The following is a 22,857-nucleotide window of genomic DNA, read 5'->3' as shown; positions in this document are numbered from 1 at the left end:
ATACTCATAATAAACATGAAAAAAGGAGAGACAAAATTTATGTTTCCACAATTAACAAAAGAATTAAATCCTGGTGAAGTTTTAGTTGAAATGAATACGACTTTAGGGTCAATTAAAATTAAATTGTTCCCTAAACATGCTCCAAAAACAGTAGAAAACTTTTTAGGCCATGCGAAATCTGGTTATTATAACGGTATTATCTTCCACCGTGTCATTTCTGATTTCATGATTCAAGGTGGAGACCCAACTGGTACAGGTATGGGAGGAGAATCAATTTGGGGTAATTCATTTGAAGATGAATTCAATGAAGAATTATTTAACCTACGCGGTGCACTTTCAATGGCAAACGCTGGTCCAAACACAAATGGTTCTCAATTCTTTATCGTTCAAATGCAACATACGCCAAGCAATATGATTCAACAAATGGAACAAGCTGGGTATCCAAAAGATATCGTTGAAGAATATGCACGTGTTGGTGGTACTCCATGGTTAGACTTCAAACATACAGTATTTGGACATGTTGTAGAGGGTATGGACGTTGTTGACAAAATTGCGAACGTTGAGAAAGATATGCGTGATAAACCACTTGAAGATGTTAAAATAGAATCGATTAATGTAATCGAATAATTTTCGAAAGAAGTGACCATATAATGGATAAGTTACTATTGTTCAGTTTTTTATCTTTCCCTGAAGATAAATCAACTTATATTCCAGCGGTTATCGAATTGATTATTGTTGTTGCACTTTGTGGTCTTGCTTTAATGGCAATTAAACGTTTATCTAAAAAACAAGAACTGAAAACCAAAGAGCTTGAAGAACGTATCTTACGTGAAAGACAGCAAAACGCACAAAATCAATAAAGAAGGGGACGTCTGAAAGTCATTTGAGACGTCCCCTTTGCGACTATAATGGTGGCATTTTGATGCGACCACCGTAGGAGCAATACTTTTAAGTATTAGAAAGGGATGCGCAAAAATATACTTTTTGCACATTCCCTTTTTTTGTTAATATAAAATCTTTATTTCCAAAAGCTAGTTTTGAAATTTTGGAAGGGCGTCAATGAAACGCTCACTATAGTGTTCTCGATAATAGTCATATACTGGTTGTAATTTTTCTTCCCATTCCAATTTATCCTCTTCACTTAAGGTATGAAGTTGAATAGCGCAATGTTGGATTTCTTGCAATTTTTCTTGATCCATTTCTTTTGTTAGTTGCCATTCCCATTCTTGGACTTCTTGTAATATCTTAGTTAGAAGTTGTTGAACATCTTCAGGTAAACTATTCCAAAAATCATAATTGAATAATATTAAGTAGCCTAAATATCCGTGGTTACTAATTGTTATATAATTTTGTAAAGAATATAAATTTTTGCTAGTGATATTTGTAAGCGTGTTTTCATGCCCGTCGACATTGCCATTTTGTAGAACATTAAATACTGTGACAAAATCTGTACGTTTAGTTTCAGCGTTTAATGTTTCATATTGCTTAGTTAAAATATCACTTGGCATAATTCGGATACGTAAACCTTCTAAGTCAGAGTAATGTTCAATAGGGCGAATGCTATTACTTATTTGTTTAAAACCACTGTCCCATAAACCTGCAACTAAAAGATTATGGTTTTTTAATCTATTTGTTAATTTCTCACCTATATCACTTAGTGCATATTCGTGTACTTCATCTAATGAATTAAATGCAAAGGGTAAATCAAAAACAGAAATTTCGGGAACAATGTCGGTTAATTTAGAAATAGCAGGTGCAATCATTTGAATGTCTCCACGGGAAAGAGCATTCATTTCTTCGCCATCTTTATAAAGAGTACCATTTGAAAATACTTGAACTTCTATTAGACCGTTACTCCGTTCTTTCACTAGTTCTGCAAATTTCCTAGCTGCCATTCCCTTTGGAGTATCTTCACCAACCACGTGGGAGAAGCGTATAACTATGCGTTCCTCTTTACCTAATTGCTCATAATCAACAGGATATTCAGTAGATTGACTAGAAGTAAGGAATATTACTGAAAGAAAAAATATGAAATAGAGTGCTGAAATACCAGTAAATTGTTTCATTCATCATCATCTCCTGTTCTATCCAAATATCCTTTCTTCATACGTAATCGAATTCAATAATTAGGTTATTTTAATGAATAATATTTCGTTGGTCTTCCAACAGATCCGTATCTTAAATCTATATGGACCTTACCTTTATTTGCTAAAAAATCTAAGTATTTTCTTACTGTCACACGAGCCATACCAACATTTTGAGCAAGTTGTTCAGATGTGATTGGATCATCTATCTCAAGTAGTCCGTCTAATATTTGTTTCATTGTGATATCATTTAGCCCTTTTGGTAGGGAGGTAATTTGCTCATTTTCATTACCTAGTAGTTGGTCTATTTCTTCTTGTGCTAGTGTACTTGAAGAAGATATTTTTCTAGAAGTTTGGTAATAATTTTGTAGAGCTTTTTCAAATCGTTCAAACCGAAATGGTTTCACCAAATAATCGACTGCACCCATACGAAGTGCTTCTTGTACCGTTTTTGCATCACGAGCAGCAGTAATCATAATAACATCACATGGAATTCGTTCATTCCTTAATTTTAAAAACAAATCGATCCCTGATATATCAGGTAAATACATATCTAGTAATACTAAATCTGGTTTTAACATAGTAATTTGTTTGAAGGCTTGTTCGCCCGTTTGCGATTCGCCTATAAGTTTGAAATTAACAAGTTTGTTTAAGAAATTTTTATTTACTTCTAAAACCATTGGGTCGTCTTCTACGATATATACTGACATTGTTGGCATTAAATTTCCTCCCCTGCTTGGACCGTTATCGTAGTACCGATGTTGACCTCTGATGTTACAGAAATTTTTCCTTTATTGAATTCAACAATTTTCTTAATTAATGCTAAGCCAATTCCATGGCCGTCTTGTTTTTTTGTGCTATAACCATAGTCAAAAATTTTATTTGGATTACCTTCAATTCCAATTCCACTATCTTGGACTTCAATAAACAAAAAATGTTGGTCTCCTTGAACTAAAATATTAACATCGCGGGTTTCTTTAGTTAAACAAGCTTCCATTGCATTATCTATTAAGTTACCAATTATTGTAATCATATCACCAGTTGAAAAACCGGTCATAAAATCAAGTAAATATGAATCGTCATCTAAGGTCAAATCTATACCTAGTTCTTTTGCACGAGAATGTTTCCCTAAAAGCAACCCTTGAATCGAATAATCATGGATTTTATCACGTAAATTTTGGACAATCGTTTCCTCATCAGTAATTTCATCTATGATTAAACTCAGTGCATCTTCATTTCGATTCAGTTGAATTAACCCTGCAATACTATGTAATCGATTTAGAGATTCATGGTGTTGAGCACGTAATGTATCTACTAAAGCTTTAACCCCTGTTAATTGTTCTGCAAGTATATGGGCTTCCTGACGATTTGTAATCATAATGAGATAGCCGGCATTTTTATCATTAATTCGAATGGGAAAAGTGCGAACTAAATACATTTGATCATGCATTAATAAAGGACGATAATTATCGTTGTTTACAATTTTCTCTTCTGCAAGCCAAGTATTTTTAAAGATGTTCTTTAAAGTTCCATTGTTACTAAAATAATGCGTATACTGCCTTGCAAGTCGATTGATAAAGGTGATATTCCCAATTTCATCGGTAGCGAGGATACCAACATCCATTGCTTGCATAATTGCAGATCTTTCGTGTACAATCCGAGCGATTTGGTAAGGTTCTAGATTTAAGGTTTGTCTTTTAATATGTCGGGCAATTAAAATAGAACCGATTAATCCGATGCCAACACCCCATAATAATGATAAAAAAATATCTAATTTATAGCTTCCCACCAATATATACCACTTTGGTGAGAGGATACCGACATTAATTATGCCAACCTGTTTTGTGGCATCACTATTCATAATAGGAACAAAGGCGCGGATTGAGAAACCTTGAACACCTAAAGCTTTAGAAATGTACTCATGTTGTGAGGAAGCAACATTTTTTAACATGTCCGCTGAAACTGTTCCTATCTTACTCTCGGAAGGGTGAGAGTAACGTACACCATTCATGTCATAAATAACGATATAGTCAACATCCGTTGCTAAACGAATTCTTTCTGCTATTGGTTGAATCGTCTTAAATCCTTGTTTCGTTCCTACGGTGTTTTGGACATCATGCATTTGAGCAACGGTTCTCGCAATTGCAATTGCCCTTAAACCAAATTCTTTTTCAAAAGCGCCTCCAATATTATGTATCATCATTGCACCACTCGTGAAAATAGAGAAAAACACGAGAATAAATGAAAATATAAACATTTTAAACTGTAAGGATACTTTTTCCATAATAGATAGTTGTAAAATAAATTACAAAATAAATACACCCCATTGTCACTATTTTTCCAATAATTCTGGATATTATTGACTATATTATATAATACAAAATTTAGTAAAGGGAAATTGAGAAAAAAGTTTCATAAATTAGAAAAACCAAGTGTTAAAATAACACTTGGTTTTAAGATTAGTATTTTATAATAATGCTTTTTTGAAACCTTCTACGCCTTCTTTTACTGTATCAAGAGGGCAAGCGACATTCATACGTAAGAATCCTCTACCTGCTTCAGTATATTTCGTACCTGGTTCAAGGGCTAATTTTCCTTTTTCTAGTAAACGAAGCATCATTTCTTTTTCATCTAAACCAGTTTCGCGGTAATCGATCCAAATTAGATATGTTGATTGTGGTTTCGTTACTTTAATTCCTTCGATTTTGTTTAAATGTTCAACAACATAATCCATATTGTTTGATACATATTGAATCATTGCATCTACCCATTCATCGCCTTCATCATAGGCAGCTTTCACAGCAGCCGCAGCTAGAATGTTTAAATCGTCTCGACCATGCGCGGCTTTATTTAAGTTTAATTTATTTCGAAGTTCTACATTTGGCACTACCATCATTGCAGCATGAATCCCAGCAATATTGAATGTTTTAGTTGGTGCAATACATGTAATGATTTTTGCTTTGTCTGCATCTTTTACCGTTAATGTAGGAATGTGTTTTGCTCCGTCAAATACGATATCTGCATGGATTTCATCAGAGATTAAAAGAACATCATATTTAATGCATAATTGTACAAGCTGTTCTAAATCTTCTCGTAGCCATACTTTTCCACCTGGGTTATGCGGACTACATAGAATATAAACTTTTACACCTGTTTTAAATTGCTCTTCAAGGGCGTCGAAATCATAGTTATAATCGTTGTTTGAAGTATCAAGTTTACATTCAACTACTTCACGGTTTTGTGCTTTTGGAATGCTAAAGAATGGTGGATAAATAGGAGTAGAAACTGCCACTTTATCACCTGGTTCTGTAAATGTTTCAATAATAGTAGCCAAAGCTGGTACTACACCTTGATGGAAAAGGATTGATTTCGGATCGATTGTCCAATTATGACGTCGTTCAAACCAACCTACAATACTTTCTTTACAAGCATCGCTAACATAGGAATAACCAAAAATAGGGTGGTCAAGTCTTTCTTTGATTGCATCTGTAATAATTTGTGGAATGGCAAAATCCATATCAGCAACCCACATTGGTAATATTTCTTCTACATTTTCTACTTTATACTGTGCTTTATAGCGTTCTTTAAAAAGATCCCATTTTAAGCTATTCGTATTTTTTCGGTTATGTAGCTCATCAAAATTAAACAAATCTATCACTCATTTCTTTTTTTAATTATGTATTATATAATATCATAGCAAATAGTAAAAATAGGGTGAAAACTTTGGAAAATATTATAATGAATCAAAAAGCTATTGCGCTTTTAAAAAAGTGGGATCCATTTCAATTAGGTGAAGATAGCTATGATACCGAAACTGCAGATGTTGTAGCCGCACTTCAAGGTGAGAATGATCCTTCGAAACTAGCTAAAGTAATCCAAACGGTTTATGAGCATTCTTTTGAACAGTGGATTCCGTTTGAAAAATGTGTTGAGATTTCCTATAAATTACTAGCAATTAAATTTGAGGCGAAGTGCATAATATAAGAAATAAAAAGGTATTTCCTTATAATAAGGAAATACCTTTTATTTAATACCATCCATTAGGTTCGAAGCTGGTACTTCTAATATTGTAGATAGTTTTAAAATCGTTTGCATTGAAGGGACGAGCTCACCTTTTTCGTAAAGGCTTAATTTTTCTAGACCAATTTGTGTTTTTTTCGACAATTCCTCAAGTGACCAATTTTTTTCTTCTCTTAAAAGTTTTAATTGTTCGTGAAATCGATTTTTCAAATTTGAGCACTTCCTTTCATTTTTTGCTTGTTGTTTATATTATATTACTAATCTTGTTTGAATAATGCGATTATTTTGTCTAAATGATGAAATTTTATGGAAAAGGATAAAAAGGTATTTTATTCCAATTACCGGATAATTATTTGTTTTTATAATTAGAGGGTGATTCTTTGTTCAGATAGTTGTCATATGTTATAATTTAACATGACATTTACGTAGATATAGAAAGTAGGAAATGCTTGATGGCAAAAAAATATGAAGTAGGTGAAGTTGTAACCGGAAAAGTAACTGGAATTCAACCTTACGGGGCTTTTGTTGCTTTGGACGACCAAACACAAGGGCTTGTTCATATATCGGAAATCACATACGGTTTTGTAAAAGATGTATCCGATTATTTAAAAGTAGGGGACGAAATTTTAGTAAAGATTTTAGATGTTGATGAGAATAATGAGAAAATAAGTTTATCAACTCGTGCGTTGCAAGTAGCACCAATTCAAAAGAAAAAAGAACAACCAAGAAAAACATTACAAGATCGCGTAGACGAAGATGACGCAAATGGTTTTAAATCCTTAAGGGACAAACTACAAGATTGGATTGAACAATCGGGTCATTAAAAATAAAAAGATGTATGGCAAAAAGCCATGCATCTTTTTATTTTTTATTTTACGAATCTTTTTTTAGTTTTCTAAGACGGTATTGTAAATTTTGTCTGCTCATACCTAAAGCTTGAGCTGTTTTTGTTATATTCCCCTCAAAAATATTTAACACGTTTTGGATATAATAATTTTCTGCCTCTCGCATATAGTCTTCTAGTGGTAGTAATTCTTGATTTGGTTGAACGATAAAAAAGTCAGGATTTCGAATATGTTCATTCGCTTGTTGAACTTTGAAACGAAAATGTAATGGCAACATTTCAAGAGTAACAATTTTCTCATTCATCATCATAGAAGTAATCTCATCTAATAAAAGCTCAAGTTCTTTTAAATTCCCTGGCCAATCGTATTGTAAAAAATATTGCATTACCTCATCAGAGATACCTTCAATATTTGAAGCAAATCGTTCTCGAAGACGACTAAAATAATCTGTAACAAAAGGTTGAATATCATCTTTTCTAGCCCGCAATGGAGGTATAGTTATCGTTAGGGAAGCAAAATAATAGTATAGGTCCTTTAATAATTTACCATTACTTATTAAATCAATTGGATCATCGCCAATACTCCCGATAATCAAATGTTTCCCGGCAGGTAACTTGTTTAATATATCAATGAGCTTTTGTTGAATAGGCAATGATAAATATTCAATCCGATCAAAGAACAGTGTATAACTTTTTTCTGTCTTTAAATAATTTTGTAATTTATCAAGTGTGGCTTGAGGATTTCTTCTACTAAAAAGAGTAACAAATTCATCATTTATGGGATTTAGTTCATTATGAATACTTTCTGCAACTAAATGCTTACCTGTTCCAGATTCACCTATTAATAATACAGGGATACGAGCTTTTGCGGCCTTTTTTGCGTTATTGATTACATTCTTCATTTGTTCAGATGCTACAGAGAACATTTCAAAGTTTAAAGGCTCCCCATAACGTCTTAAAGGTTGATAGATAAGTTTTTCCAATGATGTGATATCCCTGGCAAATTCGATGGCACCTTTTATTTCATTATTTTCTATTATTGGAAAGGTGTCATTTATCGTTGTGATTTCGTGACCATCTTTATTCCAATAGGTTTGTTTTACATTCAGCACTTTTTGTCCAGTTTGTAGAACTCTTAATAATGTACTTTCACTTTGATTGAAGGTGAAAATATCCAGTATAGAACGGTCTGAAATGTCTTCAATTTTGTACCCTTCAATTTCTTTCATTTTATTATTGTACAAAATGGTATATCCATTGCGGTCAATGGCGTGTATACCAACAGATACGTGGTCTATTGCAAATTCATAAAACTTTTTTAATATATTATCTTCTTTTGTCAACTGCTTCACCTCAAAAATTTCGAACATTTTTAGAAAAATTCGCTTGATTTACGCAACAATATTTTGCATTATTATATATGGAAATGGGTATTTACTGCAAATATTTTTTGCACTTATGATATTTGGAGAAAAAACGCAATCTAAACGTAATGATGAAGGAGGTTTTAATCCATGATTCCGTACAAATCTGAGCCATTAACGAACTTTAATATTGAAGCAAATCAAAAGGCTTATTTAGAAGCGCTTAAAAAAGTTGAAAGTGAACTTGGACAAGAATACCCTTTAATAATAGGTGGAGAAAGAATCACTACTGAACAAAAAATTACTTCATATAATCCATCTAATAAAAAAGAAGTTGTGGGGCATGTATCTAAAGCGAGTCAAGATTTAGCTGAAAAAGCAATGCAAGTAGCAGATTCGACTTTTAACAAATGGAAAAAAGTAAATCCTGTTGTACGAGCAGAAGTATTATTTAAGGCTGCGGCAATAACACGTCGCCGAAAATTTGAGTTAGCGGCTTGGATGACTAAGGAAGCAGGGAAACCGTGGATTCAGGCTGATGCAGACGTTGCAGAAGGTATTGATTTCTTAGAATACTATGGTCGCCAAATGTTAGAACTTGCTGAAGGGAAGCCTTTAAATCAAAACCCGGGTGAAATTAACAAATACTCTTACATTCCTTTAGGGGTTGGAGTTGTCATATCACCTTGGAACTTCCCGTTTGCTATCATGGTAGGTACAACGGTAGCAGCAGTAGTGACGGGGAATACCGTTTTATTAAAACCTGCTTCAACAACTCCTGTAATTGCGTATAAATTTATGGAGATTCTTGAACAAGCAGGATTACCAGCAGGTGTTGTAAACTATATCCCTGGATCTGGCTCGGAAGTGGGAGATTACTTAGTAGATCATCCACGTACACGTTTTATTAGCTTCACAGGTTCTCGTGATGTAGGTTTACGTATTAATCAACGTGCATCCGTATTAAATGAAGGTCAAATCTGGATTAAACGTGTAATTGCTGAAATGGGTGGTAAAGATACAATCGTTGTCGATGATGATGCAGACTTTGAATTAGCTGCCCAATCAATTGTTACGAGTGCGTTTGGATTTAGTGGACAAAAATGTTCTGCTTGCTCACGTGCAGTAATTGTTGGCGATCAAGCATACGAAACTGTATTAAAACGTGTAGAAGAATTAACAAAAGAAATTATTGTTGGAGATCCATCCAACATCGAAACATATATGGGACCTGTTAATGATGAAGGGGCATTTAAGAAAATTACGGAATACATTGAAATTGGTAAAGGTGAAGGACGCTTAATAACAGGTGGAACTGCTGATGATTCAAAAGGTTACTTTATCCAACCAACTGTATTCGCAGATGTAGATTCAAATGCTCGTATAATGCAAGAAGAGATTTTTGGTCCTGTATTGGCATTAACGAAAGCCAACAGTTTTGATGAAGCAATTAATATTGCGAATAATACTGTATATGGTTTAACGGGTGCGGTATTATCTAATAATCGTTTCCATTTAGAAAAAGCTCGTGAAGATTTCCATGTTGGAAACTTATATTTAAACCGTGGATGTACTGGTGCAACAGTTGGATATCAACCATTTGGTGGATTTAACATGTCGGGGACAGATTCAAAAGCTGGTGGTCCAGACTATTTAACACTACACATGCAGGCAAAATCAGTATCAGAATTGTTGTAAATTCTGAACTGAAAACAAAAGCAGACGTGACGTAATGACGGCGTCTGTTTTTTTACAGAATATACAGGAAAAATATTCTTAGTATAATTTCATTTTTTATAAATAATTTAAAATTTCCAAACATCATAGAGACACACACATATTTAACCATTTCTTTTATAAAGTATGATACAATGTTTGCAAATAAATAATTACCATTAAATTTAAAGAGGCGAAATAGATGGCTGAAAATTTAAATCTATTTACATCTACACAAGATGTAATCAAAGATGCGTTAAATAAACTTGGTTACGATGAAGCAATGTATGAATTATTAAAGGAACCACTTCGTATGTTACATGTACGTATTCCTGTAAAGATGGATGATGGTACAACAAAAGTATTTACAGGATATCGTGCACAACATAGCGATGCGGTTGGTCCTACAAAAGGTGGAGTACGTTTCCACCCAATGGTTAGTGAGGAAGAAGTAAAGGCGCTTTCCATGTGGATGACATTAAAATGCGGTATTGTCGATTTACCATATGGCGGAGGTAAAGGTGGTATCATTTGTGACCCACGTCAAATGTCTATGGGTGAGCTTGAACGATTAAGTCGTGGTTATGTTCGAGCAATTAGTCAAATCGTTGGACCAACAAAAGATATTCCTGCTCCAGACGTATTTACAAACGCGCAAATCATGGCTTGGATGATGGACGAATATAGCCGTATGGATGAGTTTAATTCACCAGGATTCATTACAGGTAAACCAATCGTCCTTGGAGGTTCTCAAGGTCGTGACCGTGCTACTGCAGAAGGTGTTACGATTGTGATTCAAGAAGCAGCGAAAAAACGTAACATCGATATTAAAGGAGCACGTGTTGTTATCCAAGGTTTTGGTAACGCTGGTAGTTTCTTAGCGAAGTTTATGAGTGATCTAGGCGCAAAAGTTATCGGTATTTCAGATGCTTACGGTGCGTTACATGATCCAAATGGGTTAGATATTGATTATTTATTAGATCGTCGTGATAGTTTTGGTACAGTAACAACTTTATTTGAAAATACAATTACAAACCAAGAATTACTAGAACTAGATTGTGATATTCTTGTACCTGCAGCAATTGAAAACCAAATTACTGCTGAAAACGCACATAATATTAAAGCAAATATTGTGGTGGAAGCAGCAAATGGTCCAACGACTGCAGAAGCAACAAAAATTTTAACTGAGCGCGGCATTTTACTTGTTCCAGACGTATTAGCATCTGCTGGTGGTGTAACTGTATCTTACTTTGAGTGGGTACAAAACAACCAAGGATACTACTGGACTGCAGAAGAAGTAGCAGAGAAATTACACAAAAAAATGGTTGCTGCTTTCGAAAATGTATATACAACAGCAACAACACGCAACATTAATATGCGTCTAGCAGCTTATATGGTGGGTGTTCGTCGTACTGCCGAAGCTTCTCGTTTCCGTGGTTGGGTATAATTAAGATAAAATGAGCTATGTAAGGGAATACTCCTTACATAGCTTTTTTGTTAGTTCATAACAAATGAAATTGAGGCCAAATAGTGTTTTAGGCTAGACTGAGTCAAGAAGGGGAGTCAATAGTGAATACATTTTCATTTTATAACCCAGTACGTTTACATTTTGGGAAAGATCAAATTAGTCAACTTGAAGTAGAATTACCTCAATATGGTCATAATATTTTAATTGTTTATGGTGGAGGAAGTATTAAGAAGAATGGTTTGTATGATGATGTCATGGCAATTCTCAACAAATTAAATATGAACGTTTTTGAATTAAGTGGCGTTGAGCCAAATCCTCGTGTGGAAACAGCTAGAAAAGGTATCGAAATATGTAAAAAGGAATCCATTGATTTTATCTTAGCTATCGGTGGCGGCTCAGTTATTGATTGCTCAAAATTAATTGCAGCAGGTGCTAAAGTAGATGAAGATGCTTGGAACATTGTAATAAAGAAAACGAATGTTATAGATGCGTTACCTTTAGGGACAATATTAACTCTAGCCGCAACTGGTTCAGAGATGAATTCGGGCTCAGTTATTTCTAACGAAGAAACAAAAGAAAAATATGGTTGGGGACATCCAGCAGTGTTTCCAAAGTTTTCAATACTAGATCCAACGTATACTTTTACTGTACCAAAGGATCATACAGTATACGGAATTGTGGATATTATGTCGCATGTGTTTGAACAATATTTCCACGATGCTACGAACACACCAATCACGGACGAAATGTGTGAAGGTGTTTTACGAACTGTGATTAATACAGCACCAAAATTAATTGAAGACCTCGAAAATTACGAGCTGCGTGAAACAATTTTACTTGCTGGAACAATTGGATTAAATAGCTTCTTATCTATGGGTTCTCGAGGTGATTGGGCAACTCATAATATCGAACATTCCGTTTCGGCGGTTTATGATATTCCACATGGGGGAGGACTAGCTATCCTATTCCCGAATTGGATGCGCCATAACGTTTCTGTTAATCCTGAGCGTTTCGCAAGACTGGCAACACGTGTGTTTAATGTTAATCCTGAAGGAAAAACAGTTGAAGAGGTAGCTTTAGAAGGCATTGACCGTTTAAGTGAATTTTGGACATCAATTGGTGCACCAAGTCGCCTAAGTGATTATGATATTGATGATTCACAACTTGAAACATTAGTTGAAAAATCAATGGTTAATGGACCATTTGGAAGATTTAAAGAGTTACAAGCAGAGGATGTTCGTACGATTTTAAAGATGTCTTTATAAGAGCTGAATAAACTCAAGTAAGAAAAAGCAATCATGTATTATACCATGATTGCTTCAGATTGTCGACAAAAGGCTTTCAGAATGGTCTCATTCTGAAAGCCTTTTGTGATTTTTCTGGATTTTTGGATATTATATCGATTTATTTTAAGCAAAAACATTCCTCGGGTATTATCATTTATGCCATTTATGGAGCTTGCCAAGTCCAATTGGCAAGCTTCTTTAAATTCATGGCAGCAAAAGTAAGCATCGCCTGCATGGACAATTTTTTAATCCCACGTAGGGTTGTCCATCGCATACCATGCTTTTCTTTCGCATCCGCAAAGACACGTTCAATCGTTTCTTTACGTCTCGCATAGATTTGTTTGATATGGTTTTGATGACGAAGATGGTCCGCTTCCTCAACATAATGAGCCCAAATATGTCGTTCTATAACTTTTCGGTGGTCCTTACTGCTCGTACATTGGGTAAGTAAAGGACACGTTGCACATTGAGTAGGGTTCGATTTATATTGACGTTTCCCATCTTTAGTCGTTGTCGAATAGTTTAAGATTTGCCCTTCCGGACAAAGATAGCAATCATAGTACTCATCATACACATACTCATGTTTGCGCAAAAATCCGTCTTTCGTTTTTGGTCGTGTATAAGGAAGTGCTGGTTGAATATCCTGTTCAAATAAGAATTTCGTAATAGCTGGTGTTTTGTACGCAGCATCAGCCGCAACAGCAAGTGGTTTTTTCACTTTTTCCATGATCTTTTCAACAAGAGGTTGTAGCATATGACTATCGTGAACATTACCAGGTGTTACAAGCGTTCCAAGTATAAATCCATAACGATCCGCAGCAGCATGAAAAGAATACGCAAACTGTTTTGTTCGTTCATCTTTCACATAGTAACCACTCTCTGGATCGGTTGTGCTTTCTTTGATTTCCTTCATTTCTTCTTTTTCAAACTTTTCTGGAGGGAACGGCTTTTTCCCATGATTCACACGGTCTTGGTTGAGTTCTTCTTGTAACTTCGCCTCATACGCACGCGTTTCTTTACGGACCATTTTCTTTTCGAATTTGCGTTTATTCGCACTCGCCTTCACATGAGTAGAATCAACGAAAACATGGTCCGGACTCAACAAGCCTTTATCTGTAATTTCTTTGAGGATTCGATAGAAAATCTGTTCAAAGATATCTGTGTCTTGAAAACGACGGACATAGTTTTTCCCGAAGGTTGAAAAGTGAGGTACTTCTGTATGGAAGCCAAATCCTAAAAACCAACGATAAGCCATATTTGTCTCAATTTCTTTGATAGTTTGACGCATCGAACGAATCCCAAATACATATTGAACAAAGGTCATTTTAATTAAAACGACCGGGTCAATACTGGGTCTACCTAATGTAGAATATAGTGGTTCTACCAGTGGATAGATGAAAGAAAAATCAATGGCCGCTTCGAGCTTTCTTACAAGATGGTTTTGTGGTACAAGTTGGTCAATCGTAATCATCTCAATTTGATCGCGTTCGTTTCCTTGATTTTTCGTCATCATATCCATTCACCTCAATGTTTATTTAGCAAGTAGTTGATTGTAGTGCAGGTGGCGACTCCTGCGGGAAAAGCGTGACGGCCGATACCCCGCAGGAGCGAAGAATGAGTGACGAGGAGGATTGGCCCACGCCCGCGGAAAGCGTCCACCGAAACGGAAATCAACTGACTCTATTCCTAAGACTATTAATTATATTTTAAAAGAAAAAAGACTGTAGGCAAACTCGAAATTTATCGAGTTTGTCTACAGTCTGAAGCAATCATGTATTATACCATGATTGCTTTTTTATTGGTTCAGCTATTCATAATTAATTTCCTTACTCATTAGAATCCTGTTTCTTTTCTGCTAAATGATGTTCCCAATTAGTAACTTCATCTTCTTCATCAAATAATAGTGAAACTTTCGTAACCCCTTTTTGACTCATAATCATTTCGACTAAATGATCTCGAACATCATCTAAAAAGGCTAGGGAGAGATTAGGGTCTGTTTCTGCAACAACTGTTACATGAAGAAATTCTCCTTCTTTAATTACTTCTAATCGACGGATATCCGTTACGTGTGGATCTTCCATCACTAAGTTACCTATATGAATTTGCATTTCTTCATCAGTTTCCCCAATGACACCACGAGCATTATCAAGAAATACTCTACCAACTACATAGAACATCATTATTCCGATAATCATGGAAACCAAACCTTCTAATGCTGACCAACCTGTAAAATAGGCAATGACAATCGCTAGAAAGGCAAGGATGTTACCGGATGTTGCTACTAAGTCTTCCATCCAAACAAGTTTCGTAGCAGGCTTTGCTCGATTTAAATACGCAACAGACTTTGGTACGGCTAAGAAACCCTTATTCTCAACTCCCACTTCATGCAGTACTTCTTGTGCCGCTTTATGCAATACAGTTCCTTCTAATATAATACCTATTGACAACACTCCAAGAGCGATCAGTACGCCTCCAGACTCTTCAGTTGGATGAATAAAATGATGCCATCCTTCTTTTATTGTTTCATATGACAGGATTGCTACAATTAAAACTGCACCTAAACAAACAAGATTTACAACACGCCCAAAACCATTGGGGAATTTTGCAGTAGGGGCTTTTTTCGATAAAGCCGAGCCAATAAAGACGAAGAATTGGTTTGCAGCATCACCAAGGGAGTGCATCATCTCTGCGAACATTGCTACGTTACCTGTAAAAAAATAGGCAACACCTTTAATTATTCCTAAAAATAAGTTAACAAGTGCTGCTATAAGAGAGGGTTTATTTCCACCCTTTATTAGTTTAAATATTTCGCCCATGTTTGTTCCTCCAATTTTAGCCTAAGTTTTCTATCTCAATTTTGTGTACATAAGGTAGTGTGTGCAAAGTAGTGTAAATTGAAATAGTATCTTTTTTATATAATGTGGAAAATTTAATATCGACTTCAAATAAGACCTGTTCTGTTGATACGGGTATATCTTTAATACGTATATGTTCAATATACATTTCATTTTGCTTCATAAAAGTAAGGAGGTTTTGAATATTTTCTTCCTTTGACAATCTTGCCCTTAACGATAGTTCTTTCATGCGTAAACGTTTTGGACCTATTTTGGACAAGAATGGTGCAATCAATTCAATTCCGATTACAACAATCACAACTGTTGCAAAAGCCTCGATATAAAAACCAGCTCCGACTGCGATTCCAATTCCTGCAGCACCCCATATCATCGCGGCAGTAGTTAAGCCTGTGATACTATCGTTTCCTTTTCGTAATATGACACCAGCACCTAAAAATCCAATACCACTGACAATTTGTGCTGCTAAACGTAGTGGATCCATTGTAATATTAATATCATCCCGAGGAGGAGTACTATACGCTGCTTCAATTGAAATGATTGTAAGTAAACAACTGAATGTCGCAATTACTAAGCTAGTTTTTAATCCAACAGGTTTCTTTTTCAGTTCCCGTTCAATCCCTATAATTAAGCTCAAAGTAGCAGCAATCACAAGTTTAATAACCACTTCATATGAGAATGGTTCATTAAGTATAGTAATATTCAATTGTTGTTGTACCCCCTTTTTAATGATTGAATTCCACTGCCTATTTGTGACAAAATAGAAATATATATACTATTTTATAAATATAGCAAAAATAATATAATGGGGTTATAAAAAAATGGAAAAACCTAAAATACACCCATATATACCTATTCTTATTGGTGTTATCTCAATTTCTTTATCTGCAATTATTGTTAAATTAACGGAAGCGCATAGTAGTGTTATTGCGTTTTATAGAATGTTATTTTCTATACTAATTATGAGTCCCTTATTTTTTTCGAAATATGTAAATGAAATTAAAATACTTTCAAAAAAAGATTGGCTCTTTTCTTCCGTAGCAGGAATCTTTTTAGCATTTCATTTTATTCTATGGTTTGAATCACTAAATTACACATCAGTAGCAAGTTCAACTGTTCTCGTAACATTACAACCTTTATTTGCTTTTATTGGAACATATCTATTTTTTAAAGAGAAAATTACAATAAAAACAATTGCTTCTGGATCGATTGCGGTTTTAGGAAGTTTCTTGATTAGCTGGGGAGATTTTAGAGTAAGTGGTAGTGCATTATATGGAGATATCCTCGCTTTAATTGCATGTGCATTAATTACAGGTTATTTACTATTTGGACAAGATGTACGAAAACGTATTTCCCTCATTACTTATACAATGGTTGTTTATTCGATAAGTACGGTTTGTTTATTCTTTTACGTATTAATAACAGGGGAATCTTTTGGTCCATATCCGACAATGGATTGGGTTTGGTTCTTGCTTTTAGCTATTATTCCGAACCTTCTTGGTCATACTCTTTTCAATTGGGCAGTTAAATGGGTAAGTACTAATGTTATTTCGGTAGCTGTGTTATTTGAACCTATCGGTGCTTCTATCCTTGCTTATTTTATTTTTTCAGAAAAGTTGATGACTACACAAATTATAGGTGGAGTAACAGTTATAATAGGTATTATGCTGTTTATAATAGATTTGAAAATTTTAAAAGGTTTTTTGAAAAAAGTACTTGATTAAGCATTTAATCTGATGTATATTATTACTTGTCCTTAACGACAAACAAAACTTTTAAGAGTAAAGTTCTAAGTTGAGGATAAGTTTTTCAACGATAACGATATAAAAAGTAATTGACTAATTTCGAAAGTAATGATATTATATAAGAGTTGCTTTTGAAAAAGTGAATAAATAAGTGAAGTGATGATGGCAAAGAGGTCACACCCGTTCCCATACCGAACACGGAAGTTAAGCTCTTTAGCGCCGATGGTAGTTGGGGGCTTCCCCCTGTGAGAGTAGGACGTTGCTTCGCTTATATACCCAGGAGGATTAGCTCAGCTGGGAGAGCACCTGCCTTACAAGCAGGGGGTCGGCGGTTCGAGCCCGTCATCCTCCACCATAAATTGCCGGTGTAGCTCAGTTGGTAGAGCAACTGACTTGTAATCAGTAGGTCGTGGGTTCGACTCCTATCGCCGGCACCATTTGTACGAGCCATTAGCTCAGTGGTAGAGCATCTGACTTTTAATCAGAGGGTCGAAGGTTCAAGTCCTTCATGGCTCACCAGTTTTATATGCGGGTGTGGCGGAATTGGCAGACGCACTAGACTTAGGATCTAGCGCCGCAAGGCGTGGGGGTTCGACTCCCTTCACCCGCACCATTTAAATAAATTATAATTTTAAGCACATGCGGAAGTAGTTCAGTGGTAGAACACCACCTTGCCAAGGTGGGGGTCGCGGGTTCGAACCCCGTCTTCCGCTCCAAATGTGCCGGGGTGGCGGAACTGGCAGACGCACAGGACTTAAAATCCTGCGGTAGGTGACTACCGTACCGGTTCGATTCCGGTCCTCGGCACCATTTTGCAAATCATAATATAAAATTTTTATTTGGGGCCTTAGCTCAGCTGGGAGAGCGCCTGCCTTGCACGCAGGAGGTCAGCGGTTCGATCCCGCTAGGCTCCACCAAATAAATTAATAATTTGGCGGCGTAGCTCAGCTGGCTAGAGCGTACGGTTCATACCCGTAAGGTCGGGGGTTCGATCCCCTCTGCCGCCATCTTTAGGACCTTTAGCTCAGTTGGTTAGAGCAGACGGCTCATAACCGTCCGGTCGCAGGTTCGAGTCCTGCAAGGTCCACCAATCGTCATAACACGGAGGAATACCCAAGTCCGGCTGAAGGGATCGGTCTTGAAAACCGACAGGCGGGTTAAACCGCGCGGGGGTTCGAATCCCTCTTCCTCCGCCATTCTTTATATGGTACAATGAAGTGTAAGTAAATTAATAATATTATCGCGGGGTGGAGCACGAACGAATAATCTTCGTAGCAAAACTTCAGCGTAACGATTTCGCAAGCTTCTTGAATTTACTAAACGAAATCGTGACGGTTCGATAATAGTTAATGCGTAAGTTTTTATTATATTTCTAACAATAACATTATCGCGGGGTGGAGCAGTTCGGTAGCTCGTCGGGCTCATAACCCGAAGGTCACAGGTTCAAATCCTGTCCCCGCAACCAAGGTCCCGTGGTGTAGCGGTTAACATGCCTGCCTGTCACGCAGGAGATCGCCGGTTCGATCCCGGTCGGGACCGCCATTAATTAATGGGTCGATAGCTCAGTTGGTAGAGCATTTGACTGAAGCTCAAAGTGTCGGCGGTTCGATTCCGTCTCGACCCACCATTAATGCGGGTGTAGTTTAATGGTAAAACCTCAGCCTTCCAAGCTGATGTCGTGGGTTCGATTCCCATCACCCGCTCCAATATACTTGGGCCTATAGCTCAGCTGGTTAGAGCGCACGCCTGATAAGCGTGAGGTCGATGGTTCAAGTCCATTTAGGCCCACCATGTAAATATTCCGAAGTAGCTCAGTGGTAGAGCAACCGGCTGTTAACCGGTTGGTCGTAGGTTCGAGTCCTACCTTCGGAGCCATAAGGGGAAGTACTCAAGAGGCTGAAGAGGCGCCCCTGCTAAGGGTGTAGGTCGGGTAACCGGCGCGAGGGTTCAAATCCCTCCTTCTCCGCCATACATAGTTAGGCCCGTTGGTCAAGTGGTTAAGACACCGCCCTTTCACGGCGGTAACACGGGTTCGAATCCCGTACGGGTCATAAAATTTTTCAAAATATATTTTTGGAAAATGGACTTGAAAATATCTTTAAATGTGATATTATAAATCTTGTCCAAAAAAATAATAGTCTAGTGATGATGGCAAAGAGGTCACACCCGTTCCCATACCGAACACGGAAGTTAAGCTCTTTAGCGCCGATGGTAGTTGGGGGCTTCCCCCTGTGAGAGTAGGACGTTGCTAGGCATATTACCCAGGAGGATTAGCTCAGCTGGGAGAGCACCTGCCTTACAAGCAGGGGGTCGGCGGTTCGAGCCCGTCATCCTCCACCATATTTTGCCGGTGTAGCTCAATTGGTAGAGCAACTGACTTGTAATCAGTAGGTTGAGGGTTCAAGTCCTTTCGCCGGCACCATTTGTACGAGCCATTAGCTCAGTGGTAGAGCATCTGACTTTTAATCAGAGGGTCGAAGGTTCAAGTCCTTCATGGCTCACCAGTTTTATATGCGGGTGTGGCGGAATTGGCAGACGCACTAGACTTAGGATCTAGCGCCGCAAGGCGTGGGGGTTCGACTCCCTTCACCCGCACCATTTAATTAAATTATAATTTTTAAGCACATGCGGAAGTAGTTCAGTGGTAGAACACCACCTTGCCAAGGTGGGGGTCGCGGGTTCGAACCCCGTCTTCCGCTCCAAATGTGCCGGGGTGGCGGAACTGGCAGACGCACAGGACTTAAAATCCTGCGGTAGGTGACTACCGTACCGGTTCGATTCCGGTCCTCGGCACCATTTATATGCGCCCGTAGCTCAATTGGATAGAGCGTCTGACTACGGATCAGAAGGTTGTGGGTTCGACTCCTGCCGGGCGCGCCATATATATACGAGAAGTAGCTCAGCTTGGTAGAGCACTTGGTTTGGGACCAAGGGGTCGCAGGTTCGAATCCTGTCTTCTCGACCATTTCAATTGGGGCCTTAGCTCAGCTGGGAGAGCGCCTGCCTTGCACGCAGGAGGTCAGCGGTTCGATCCCGCTAGGCTCCACCAATATAAAACTAACTTTTCTTCATAAATTATCTTGATAAAGCAATCTTATTAAAATAATTTACTTGAAGATTTATTTTTAATTATAAGAATTAATATTTAATATAATGGGGCCTTAGCTCAGCTGGGAGAGCGCCTGCCTTGCACGCAGGAGGTCAGCGGTTCGATCCCGCTAGGCTCCACCAAATAAATTAATAATTTGGCGGCGTAGCTCAGCTGGCTAGAGCGTACGGTTCATACCCGTAAGGTCGGGGGTTCGATCCCCTCTGCCGCCATCTTTAGGACCTTTAGCTCAGTTGGTTAGAGCAGACGGCTCATAACCGTCCGGTCGCAGGTTCGAGTCCTGCAAGGTCCACCAATCGTCATAACACGGAGGAATACCCAAGTCCGGCTGAAGGGATCGGTCTTGAAAACCGACAGGCGGGTTAAACCGCGCGGGGGTTCGAATCCCTCTTCCTCCGCCATTCTTTATATGGTACAATGAAGTGTAAGTAAATTAATAATATTATCGCGGGGTGGAGCACGAACGAATAATCTTCGTAGCAAAACTTCAGCGTAACGATTTCGCAAGCTTCTTGAATTTACTAAACGAAATCGTGACGGTTCGATAATAGTTAATGCGTAAGTTTTTATTATATTTCTAACAATAACATTATCGCGGGGTGGAGCAGTTCGGTAGCTCGTCGGGCTCATAACCCGAAGGTCACAGGTTCAAATCCTGTCCCCGCAACCAAGGTCCCGTGGTGTAGCGGTTAACATGCCTGCCTGTCACGCAGGAGATCGCCGGTTCGATCCCGGTCGGGACCGCCATTAATTAATGGGTCGATAGCTCAGTTGGTAGAGCATTTGACTGAAGCTCAAAGTGTCGGCGGTTCGATTCCGTCTCGACCCACCATTAATGCGGGTGTAGTTTAATGGTAAAACCTCAGCCTTCCAAGCTGATGTCGTGGGTTCGATTCCCATCACCCGCTCCAATATACTTGGGCCTATAGCTCAGCTGGTTAGAGCGCACGCCTGATAAGCGTGAGGTCGATGGTTCAAGTCCATTTAGGCCCACCATGTAAATATTCCGAAGTAGCTCAGTGGTAGAGCAACCGGCTGTTAACCGGTTGGTCGTAGGTTCGAGTCCTACCTTCGGAGCCATAAGGGGAAGTACTCAAGAGGCTGAAGAGGCGCCCCTGCTAAGGGTGTAGGTCGGGTAACCGGCGCGAGGGTTCAAATCCCTCCTTCTCCGCCATACATAGTTAGGCCCGTTGGTCAAGTGGTTAAGACACCGCCCTTTCACGGCGGTAACACGGGTTCGAATCCCGTACGGGTCATTCAAAACACACTCAAGATTGTTAAACAACTTGAGTGTGTTTTTTTATTTTATAAGATTTAATTAAACTATTTTATCTATATTTATGGTGAAGAAGCGAACAAAATATTATTATCAAAATGCTCATAACTATTAAATGAGGTGATGAACAAATGGAAATAATTGATTTGCATTGTGATGTTTTAGAAAAACTTTCTAGGTTGGAGGATGTGCAGTTTCGTAACGATTCCCGATTACATGCTAGCCTAGAAAATTTACAAAGAGGTAACGTGAAAGTCCAAATATTTGCGATTTTTATTGAACCACACATCCCACAAGAACAGAAATTTACTGAAGCGTTGAGACAAGTAGAAGCATTTCAAACTAAAGTATTAAATGAACCAGAGATGGTCCATATTACAAATTGGAAGCAATTAAACGAGCTACAGGATGGGCAAATAGGAGCAGTGTTAAGCTTAGAGGGATGTGATTGTATTGGCGATGATCTCTATAAGTTGAAATTGTTATTAGATGCTGGTGTAAAATTAGTAGGCTTAACTTGGAATTATGAAAATGCTGTTGGATATGGTGCATCAGAATCTCCTGATAAAGGACTAAAACCATTTGCAAAACAAGTAATTGAATTGCTGAATGAACACGATGTCATTATTGATGTTGCTCACTTAAATAAACAAGGCTTTGATGACTTACTTCCATTAGCCAAACATTTAATTGCTAGTCATTGTAATGCAAGAGCTCTATGTGACCATCCAAGGAATTTAAGCGATGATCAAATAAAACAGCTAGTTCAACATGGGGGACGAATCCATGTAGTTTTTTATCCGCCTTTTGTTAAGAAGAGTAAAGAGGTTACAACGATAGATGATTTAATAAAGCATATTACCCATATAGCAGCCCTCGTAGGTGTAGAACGTATTGGGTTTGGATCTGATTTTGATGGTATTGATTTAACTGTTGAACAATTAACAAATGCTTCTGAATATCAAAATATCACAAGTGCACTATCTAAAACTTTTACACAAAGTGAAATTGAGACTATGGCAAGTAAAGGATTTTTGAAATATCTCTCGGAAATTGGAATGCGTTAGAGTTTTTTCCTAGCGCATTTTTTTAA

18 protein-coding genes, 39 tRNA genes and 2 rRNA genes are annotated in these 22,857 nt (G+C 37.5%); 50 read left to right on the top strand and 9 right to left on the bottom strand.

Going from position 1 to position 22,857, the window contains the following annotated elements; genetic code table 11:
• Positions 1-39 precede the first annotated feature (39 nt).
• Positions 40-627 carry a peptidylprolyl isomerase gene (locus NKR20_RS13240; protein WP_121215806.1) on the top strand — a complete coding sequence of 196 codons (588 nt, stop codon included), beginning with the start codon at positions 40-42 and terminating at the stop codon, positions 625-627.
• 23 nt (positions 628-650) lie between these two features.
• Positions 651-860 carry a hypothetical protein gene (locus NKR20_RS13235; RefSeq protein WP_121215805.1) on the top strand — a complete coding sequence of 70 codons (210 nt, stop codon included), beginning with the start codon at positions 651-653 and terminating at the stop codon, positions 858-860.
• A gap of 171 nt (positions 861-1,031) precedes the next feature.
• On the opposite strand, the gene NKR20_RS13230 is transcribed toward NKR20_RS13235, so the two are convergent.
• The 4 genes from NKR20_RS13230 to NKR20_RS13215 all read right to left on the bottom strand — a co-directional run bounded on the left by NKR20_RS13230 (position 1,032) and on the right by NKR20_RS13215 (position 5,742).
• Entirely contained in the window at positions 1,032-2,066 is a 1,035-nt protein-coding gene (locus NKR20_RS13230; protein ID WP_253427009.1) for a DctP family TRAP transporter solute-binding subunit, read from the bottom strand.
• 65 nt (positions 2,067-2,131) lie between these two features.
• Positions 2,132-2,803 (bottom strand): response regulator, encoded by a 672-nt coding sequence (locus NKR20_RS13225; RefSeq protein WP_121215803.1) that lies wholly within the window; start codon positions 2,801-2,803, stop codon positions 2,132-2,134.
• Positions 2,803-4,287, bottom strand: a complete 1,485-nt coding sequence (locus tag NKR20_RS13220; protein WP_341943933.1) for a sensor histidine kinase — start codon at positions 4,285-4,287, stop codon at positions 2,803-2,805. Before NKR20_RS13220 ends, NKR20_RS13225 begins: the two co-directional genes overlap by 1 nt.
• Before the next feature lie 264 nt (positions 4,288-4,551).
• Entirely contained in the window at positions 4,552-5,742 is a 1,191-nt protein-coding gene (locus tag NKR20_RS13215) for a MalY/PatB family protein (protein WP_419095288.1), read from the bottom strand.
• Between the two features lie 65 nt (positions 5,743-5,807).
• Here NKR20_RS13215 and NKR20_RS13210 point away from each other — a divergent pair, with 65 nt between their 5' ends.
• A complete protein-coding gene (locus tag NKR20_RS13210) occupies positions 5,808-6,068 on the top strand; it encodes a DUF1871 family protein (RefSeq protein WP_211330986.1) in 261 nt (86 codons plus the stop codon).
• A 39-nt stretch (positions 6,069-6,107) separates the two neighbouring features.
• On the opposite strand, the gene NKR20_RS13205 is transcribed toward NKR20_RS13210, so the two are convergent.
• Complete coding sequence (locus tag NKR20_RS13205) at positions 6,108-6,314, bottom strand: helix-turn-helix domain-containing protein (protein ID WP_121215799.1); 207 nt, start codon at positions 6,312-6,314, stop codon at positions 6,108-6,110.
• A 242-nt stretch (positions 6,315-6,556) separates the two neighbouring features.
• Here NKR20_RS13205 and yugI point away from each other — a divergent pair, with 242 nt between their 5' ends.
• A complete protein-coding gene (gene yugI / locus NKR20_RS13200) occupies positions 6,557-6,928 on the top strand; it encodes a S1 domain-containing post-transcriptional regulator GSP13 (RefSeq protein ID WP_121215798.1) in 372 nt (123 codons plus the stop codon).
• 49 nt (positions 6,929-6,977) lie between these two features.
• On the opposite strand, the gene NKR20_RS13195 is transcribed toward yugI, so the two are convergent.
• The gene (locus NKR20_RS13195; protein ID WP_253427007.1) at positions 6,978-8,291 is read right to left on the bottom strand and encodes an AAA-type ATPase lid domain-containing protein; all 1,314 of its coding nucleotides are present in this window, start codon (positions 8,289-8,291) and stop codon (positions 6,978-6,980) included.
• Positions 8,292-8,462: 171 nt separating this feature from the next.
• Here NKR20_RS13195 and pruA point away from each other — a divergent pair, with 171 nt between their 5' ends.
• The 3 genes from pruA to NKR20_RS13180 all read left to right on the top strand — a co-directional run bounded on the left by pruA (position 8,463) and on the right by NKR20_RS13180 (position 12,761).
• Entirely contained in the window at positions 8,463-10,010 is a 1,548-nt protein-coding gene (gene pruA, locus NKR20_RS13190; RefSeq protein WP_253427006.1) for an L-glutamate gamma-semialdehyde dehydrogenase, read from the top strand.
• Between the two features lie 220 nt (positions 10,011-10,230).
• Positions 10,231-11,475, top strand: coding sequence for a Glu/Leu/Phe/Val family dehydrogenase (locus tag NKR20_RS13185; RefSeq protein ID WP_121215795.1), 1,245 nt, complete (start codon positions 10,231-10,233; stop codon positions 11,473-11,475).
• Positions 11,476-11,597: 122 nt separating this feature from the next.
• Complete coding sequence (locus tag NKR20_RS13180; RefSeq protein ID WP_253427005.1) at positions 11,598-12,761, top strand: iron-containing alcohol dehydrogenase; 1,164 nt, start codon at positions 11,598-11,600, stop codon at positions 12,759-12,761.
• A 184-nt stretch (positions 12,762-12,945) separates the two neighbouring features.
• On the opposite strand, the gene NKR20_RS13175 is transcribed toward NKR20_RS13180, so the two are convergent.
• From NKR20_RS13175 to NKR20_RS13165, 3 genes are all read right to left on the bottom strand, one after another.
• Complete coding sequence (locus NKR20_RS13175; protein WP_253427004.1) at positions 12,946-14,295, bottom strand: IS1182 family transposase; 1,350 nt, start codon at positions 14,293-14,295, stop codon at positions 12,946-12,948.
• Between the two features lie 313 nt (positions 14,296-14,608).
• Positions 14,609-15,598, bottom strand: coding sequence for a cation diffusion facilitator family transporter (locus NKR20_RS13170; protein ID WP_253427003.1), 990 nt, complete (start codon positions 15,596-15,598; stop codon positions 14,609-14,611).
• A gap of 16 nt (positions 15,599-15,614) precedes the next feature.
• On the bottom strand, positions 15,615-16,334 hold the full coding sequence (locus NKR20_RS13165) for an MgtC/SapB family protein (RefSeq protein WP_121215999.1): 720 nt from the start codon (positions 16,332-16,334) through the stop codon (positions 15,615-15,617).
• Between the two features lie 121 nt (positions 16,335-16,455).
• On the opposite strand from NKR20_RS13165, the gene NKR20_RS13160 reads away from it, so the two are divergent.
• From NKR20_RS13160 to NKR20_RS12950, 43 genes are all read left to right on the top strand, one after another.
• On the top strand, positions 16,456-17,358 hold the full coding sequence (locus tag NKR20_RS13160; RefSeq protein ID WP_253427002.1) for a DMT family transporter: 903 nt from the start codon (positions 16,456-16,458) through the stop codon (positions 17,356-17,358).
• A gap of 173 nt (positions 17,359-17,531) precedes the next feature.
• Positions 17,532-17,647: ribosomal RNA gene (rrf, locus tag NKR20_RS13155) — 5S ribosomal RNA — on the top strand.
• A gap of 11 nt (positions 17,648-17,658) precedes the next feature.
• Positions 17,659-17,734, top strand: a tRNA-Val gene (locus tag NKR20_RS13150).
• Positions 17,735-17,740: 6 nt separating this feature from the next.
• Positions 17,741-17,816 (top strand) — tRNA-Thr (locus NKR20_RS13145).
• Positions 17,817-17,823: 7 nt separating this feature from the next.
• Positions 17,824-17,898, top strand: a tRNA-Lys gene (locus NKR20_RS13140).
• 9 nt (positions 17,899-17,907) lie between these two features.
• Positions 17,908-17,992: transfer RNA gene (locus tag NKR20_RS13135), tRNA-Leu, on the top strand.
• 28 nt (positions 17,993-18,020) lie between these two features.
• Positions 18,021-18,095 (top strand) — tRNA-Gly (locus tag NKR20_RS13130).
• Between the two features lie 5 nt (positions 18,096-18,100).
• Positions 18,101-18,189: transfer RNA gene (locus NKR20_RS13125), tRNA-Leu, on the top strand.
• Between the two features lie 31 nt (positions 18,190-18,220).
• Positions 18,221-18,296, top strand: a tRNA-Ala gene (locus NKR20_RS13120).
• 16 nt (positions 18,297-18,312) lie between these two features.
• Positions 18,313-18,386 (top strand) — tRNA-Met (locus NKR20_RS13115).
• 6 nt (positions 18,387-18,392) lie between these two features.
• Positions 18,393-18,469, top strand: a tRNA-Ile gene (locus tag NKR20_RS13110).
• A 13-nt stretch (positions 18,470-18,482) separates the two neighbouring features.
• A tRNA-Ser gene (locus tag NKR20_RS13105) sits at positions 18,483-18,575 on the top strand.
• A gap of 192 nt (positions 18,576-18,767) precedes the next feature.
• A tRNA-Met gene (locus tag NKR20_RS13100) sits at positions 18,768-18,844 on the top strand.
• Position 18,845: 1 nt separating this feature from the next.
• Positions 18,846-18,921 (top strand) — tRNA-Asp (locus NKR20_RS13095).
• A 9-nt stretch (positions 18,922-18,930) separates the two neighbouring features.
• Positions 18,931-19,006, top strand: a tRNA-Phe gene (locus tag NKR20_RS13090).
• 5 nt (positions 19,007-19,011) lie between these two features.
• Positions 19,012-19,085: transfer RNA gene (locus NKR20_RS13085), tRNA-Gly, on the top strand.
• A gap of 8 nt (positions 19,086-19,093) precedes the next feature.
• Positions 19,094-19,170: transfer RNA gene (locus tag NKR20_RS13080), tRNA-Ile, on the top strand.
• A 9-nt stretch (positions 19,171-19,179) separates the two neighbouring features.
• Positions 19,180-19,254: transfer RNA gene (locus NKR20_RS13075), tRNA-Asn, on the top strand.
• Between the two features lie 3 nt (positions 19,255-19,257).
• Positions 19,258-19,348 (top strand) — tRNA-Ser (locus NKR20_RS13070).
• A gap of 10 nt (positions 19,349-19,358) precedes the next feature.
• Positions 19,359-19,430, top strand: a tRNA-Glu gene (locus NKR20_RS13065).
• An 87-nt stretch (positions 19,431-19,517) separates the two neighbouring features.
• Positions 19,518-19,633 (top strand): 5S ribosomal RNA (rrf, locus tag NKR20_RS13060).
• A 10-nt stretch (positions 19,634-19,643) separates the two neighbouring features.
• A tRNA-Val gene (locus tag NKR20_RS13055) sits at positions 19,644-19,719 on the top strand.
• A gap of 6 nt (positions 19,720-19,725) precedes the next feature.
• Positions 19,726-19,801 (top strand) — tRNA-Thr (locus NKR20_RS13050).
• Positions 19,802-19,808: 7 nt separating this feature from the next.
• A tRNA-Lys gene (locus NKR20_RS13045) sits at positions 19,809-19,883 on the top strand.
• Positions 19,884-19,892: 9 nt separating this feature from the next.
• A tRNA-Leu gene (locus NKR20_RS13040) sits at positions 19,893-19,977 on the top strand.
• A gap of 29 nt (positions 19,978-20,006) precedes the next feature.
• Positions 20,007-20,081 (top strand) — tRNA-Gly (locus NKR20_RS13035).
• Between the two features lie 5 nt (positions 20,082-20,086).
• Positions 20,087-20,175 (top strand) — tRNA-Leu (locus NKR20_RS13030).
• Positions 20,176-20,182: 7 nt separating this feature from the next.
• Positions 20,183-20,259, top strand: a tRNA-Arg gene (locus NKR20_RS13025).
• 8 nt (positions 20,260-20,267) lie between these two features.
• A tRNA-Pro gene (locus NKR20_RS13020) sits at positions 20,268-20,344 on the top strand.
• An 8-nt stretch (positions 20,345-20,352) separates the two neighbouring features.
• Positions 20,353-20,428: transfer RNA gene (locus NKR20_RS13015), tRNA-Ala, on the top strand.
• Between the two features lie 106 nt (positions 20,429-20,534).
• Positions 20,535-20,610 (top strand) — tRNA-Ala (locus NKR20_RS13010).
• A 16-nt stretch (positions 20,611-20,626) separates the two neighbouring features.
• Positions 20,627-20,700, top strand: a tRNA-Met gene (locus tag NKR20_RS13005).
• A gap of 6 nt (positions 20,701-20,706) precedes the next feature.
• Positions 20,707-20,783 (top strand) — tRNA-Ile (locus NKR20_RS13000).
• Between the two features lie 13 nt (positions 20,784-20,796).
• Positions 20,797-20,889: transfer RNA gene (locus NKR20_RS12995), tRNA-Ser, on the top strand.
• A 192-nt stretch (positions 20,890-21,081) separates the two neighbouring features.
• Positions 21,082-21,158: transfer RNA gene (locus tag NKR20_RS12990), tRNA-Met, on the top strand.
• A 1-nt stretch (position 21,159) separates the two neighbouring features.
• Positions 21,160-21,235 (top strand) — tRNA-Asp (locus NKR20_RS12985).
• Between the two features lie 9 nt (positions 21,236-21,244).
• Positions 21,245-21,320 (top strand) — tRNA-Phe (locus tag NKR20_RS12980).
• A gap of 5 nt (positions 21,321-21,325) precedes the next feature.
• A tRNA-Gly gene (locus NKR20_RS12975) sits at positions 21,326-21,399 on the top strand.
• 8 nt (positions 21,400-21,407) lie between these two features.
• Positions 21,408-21,484: transfer RNA gene (locus NKR20_RS12970), tRNA-Ile, on the top strand.
• A gap of 9 nt (positions 21,485-21,493) precedes the next feature.
• Positions 21,494-21,568 (top strand) — tRNA-Asn (locus NKR20_RS12965).
• 3 nt (positions 21,569-21,571) lie between these two features.
• A tRNA-Ser gene (locus tag NKR20_RS12960) sits at positions 21,572-21,662 on the top strand.
• Positions 21,663-21,672: 10 nt separating this feature from the next.
• Positions 21,673-21,744 (top strand) — tRNA-Glu (locus NKR20_RS12955).
• 151 nt (positions 21,745-21,895) lie between these two features.
• Positions 21,896-22,831 (top strand): dipeptidase, encoded by a 936-nt coding sequence (locus tag NKR20_RS12950; RefSeq protein ID WP_253427001.1) that lies wholly within the window; start codon positions 21,896-21,898, stop codon positions 22,829-22,831.
• Positions 22,832-22,857: the final 26 nt, after the last annotated feature.

This window comes from Ureibacillus endophyticus, from assembly GCF_024159215.1.
GTDB lineage: Bacteria > Bacillota > Bacilli > Bacillales_A > Planococcaceae > Ureibacillus > Ureibacillus endophyticus.
This window is presented reverse-complemented; position numbering and strand designations above follow the sequence as displayed.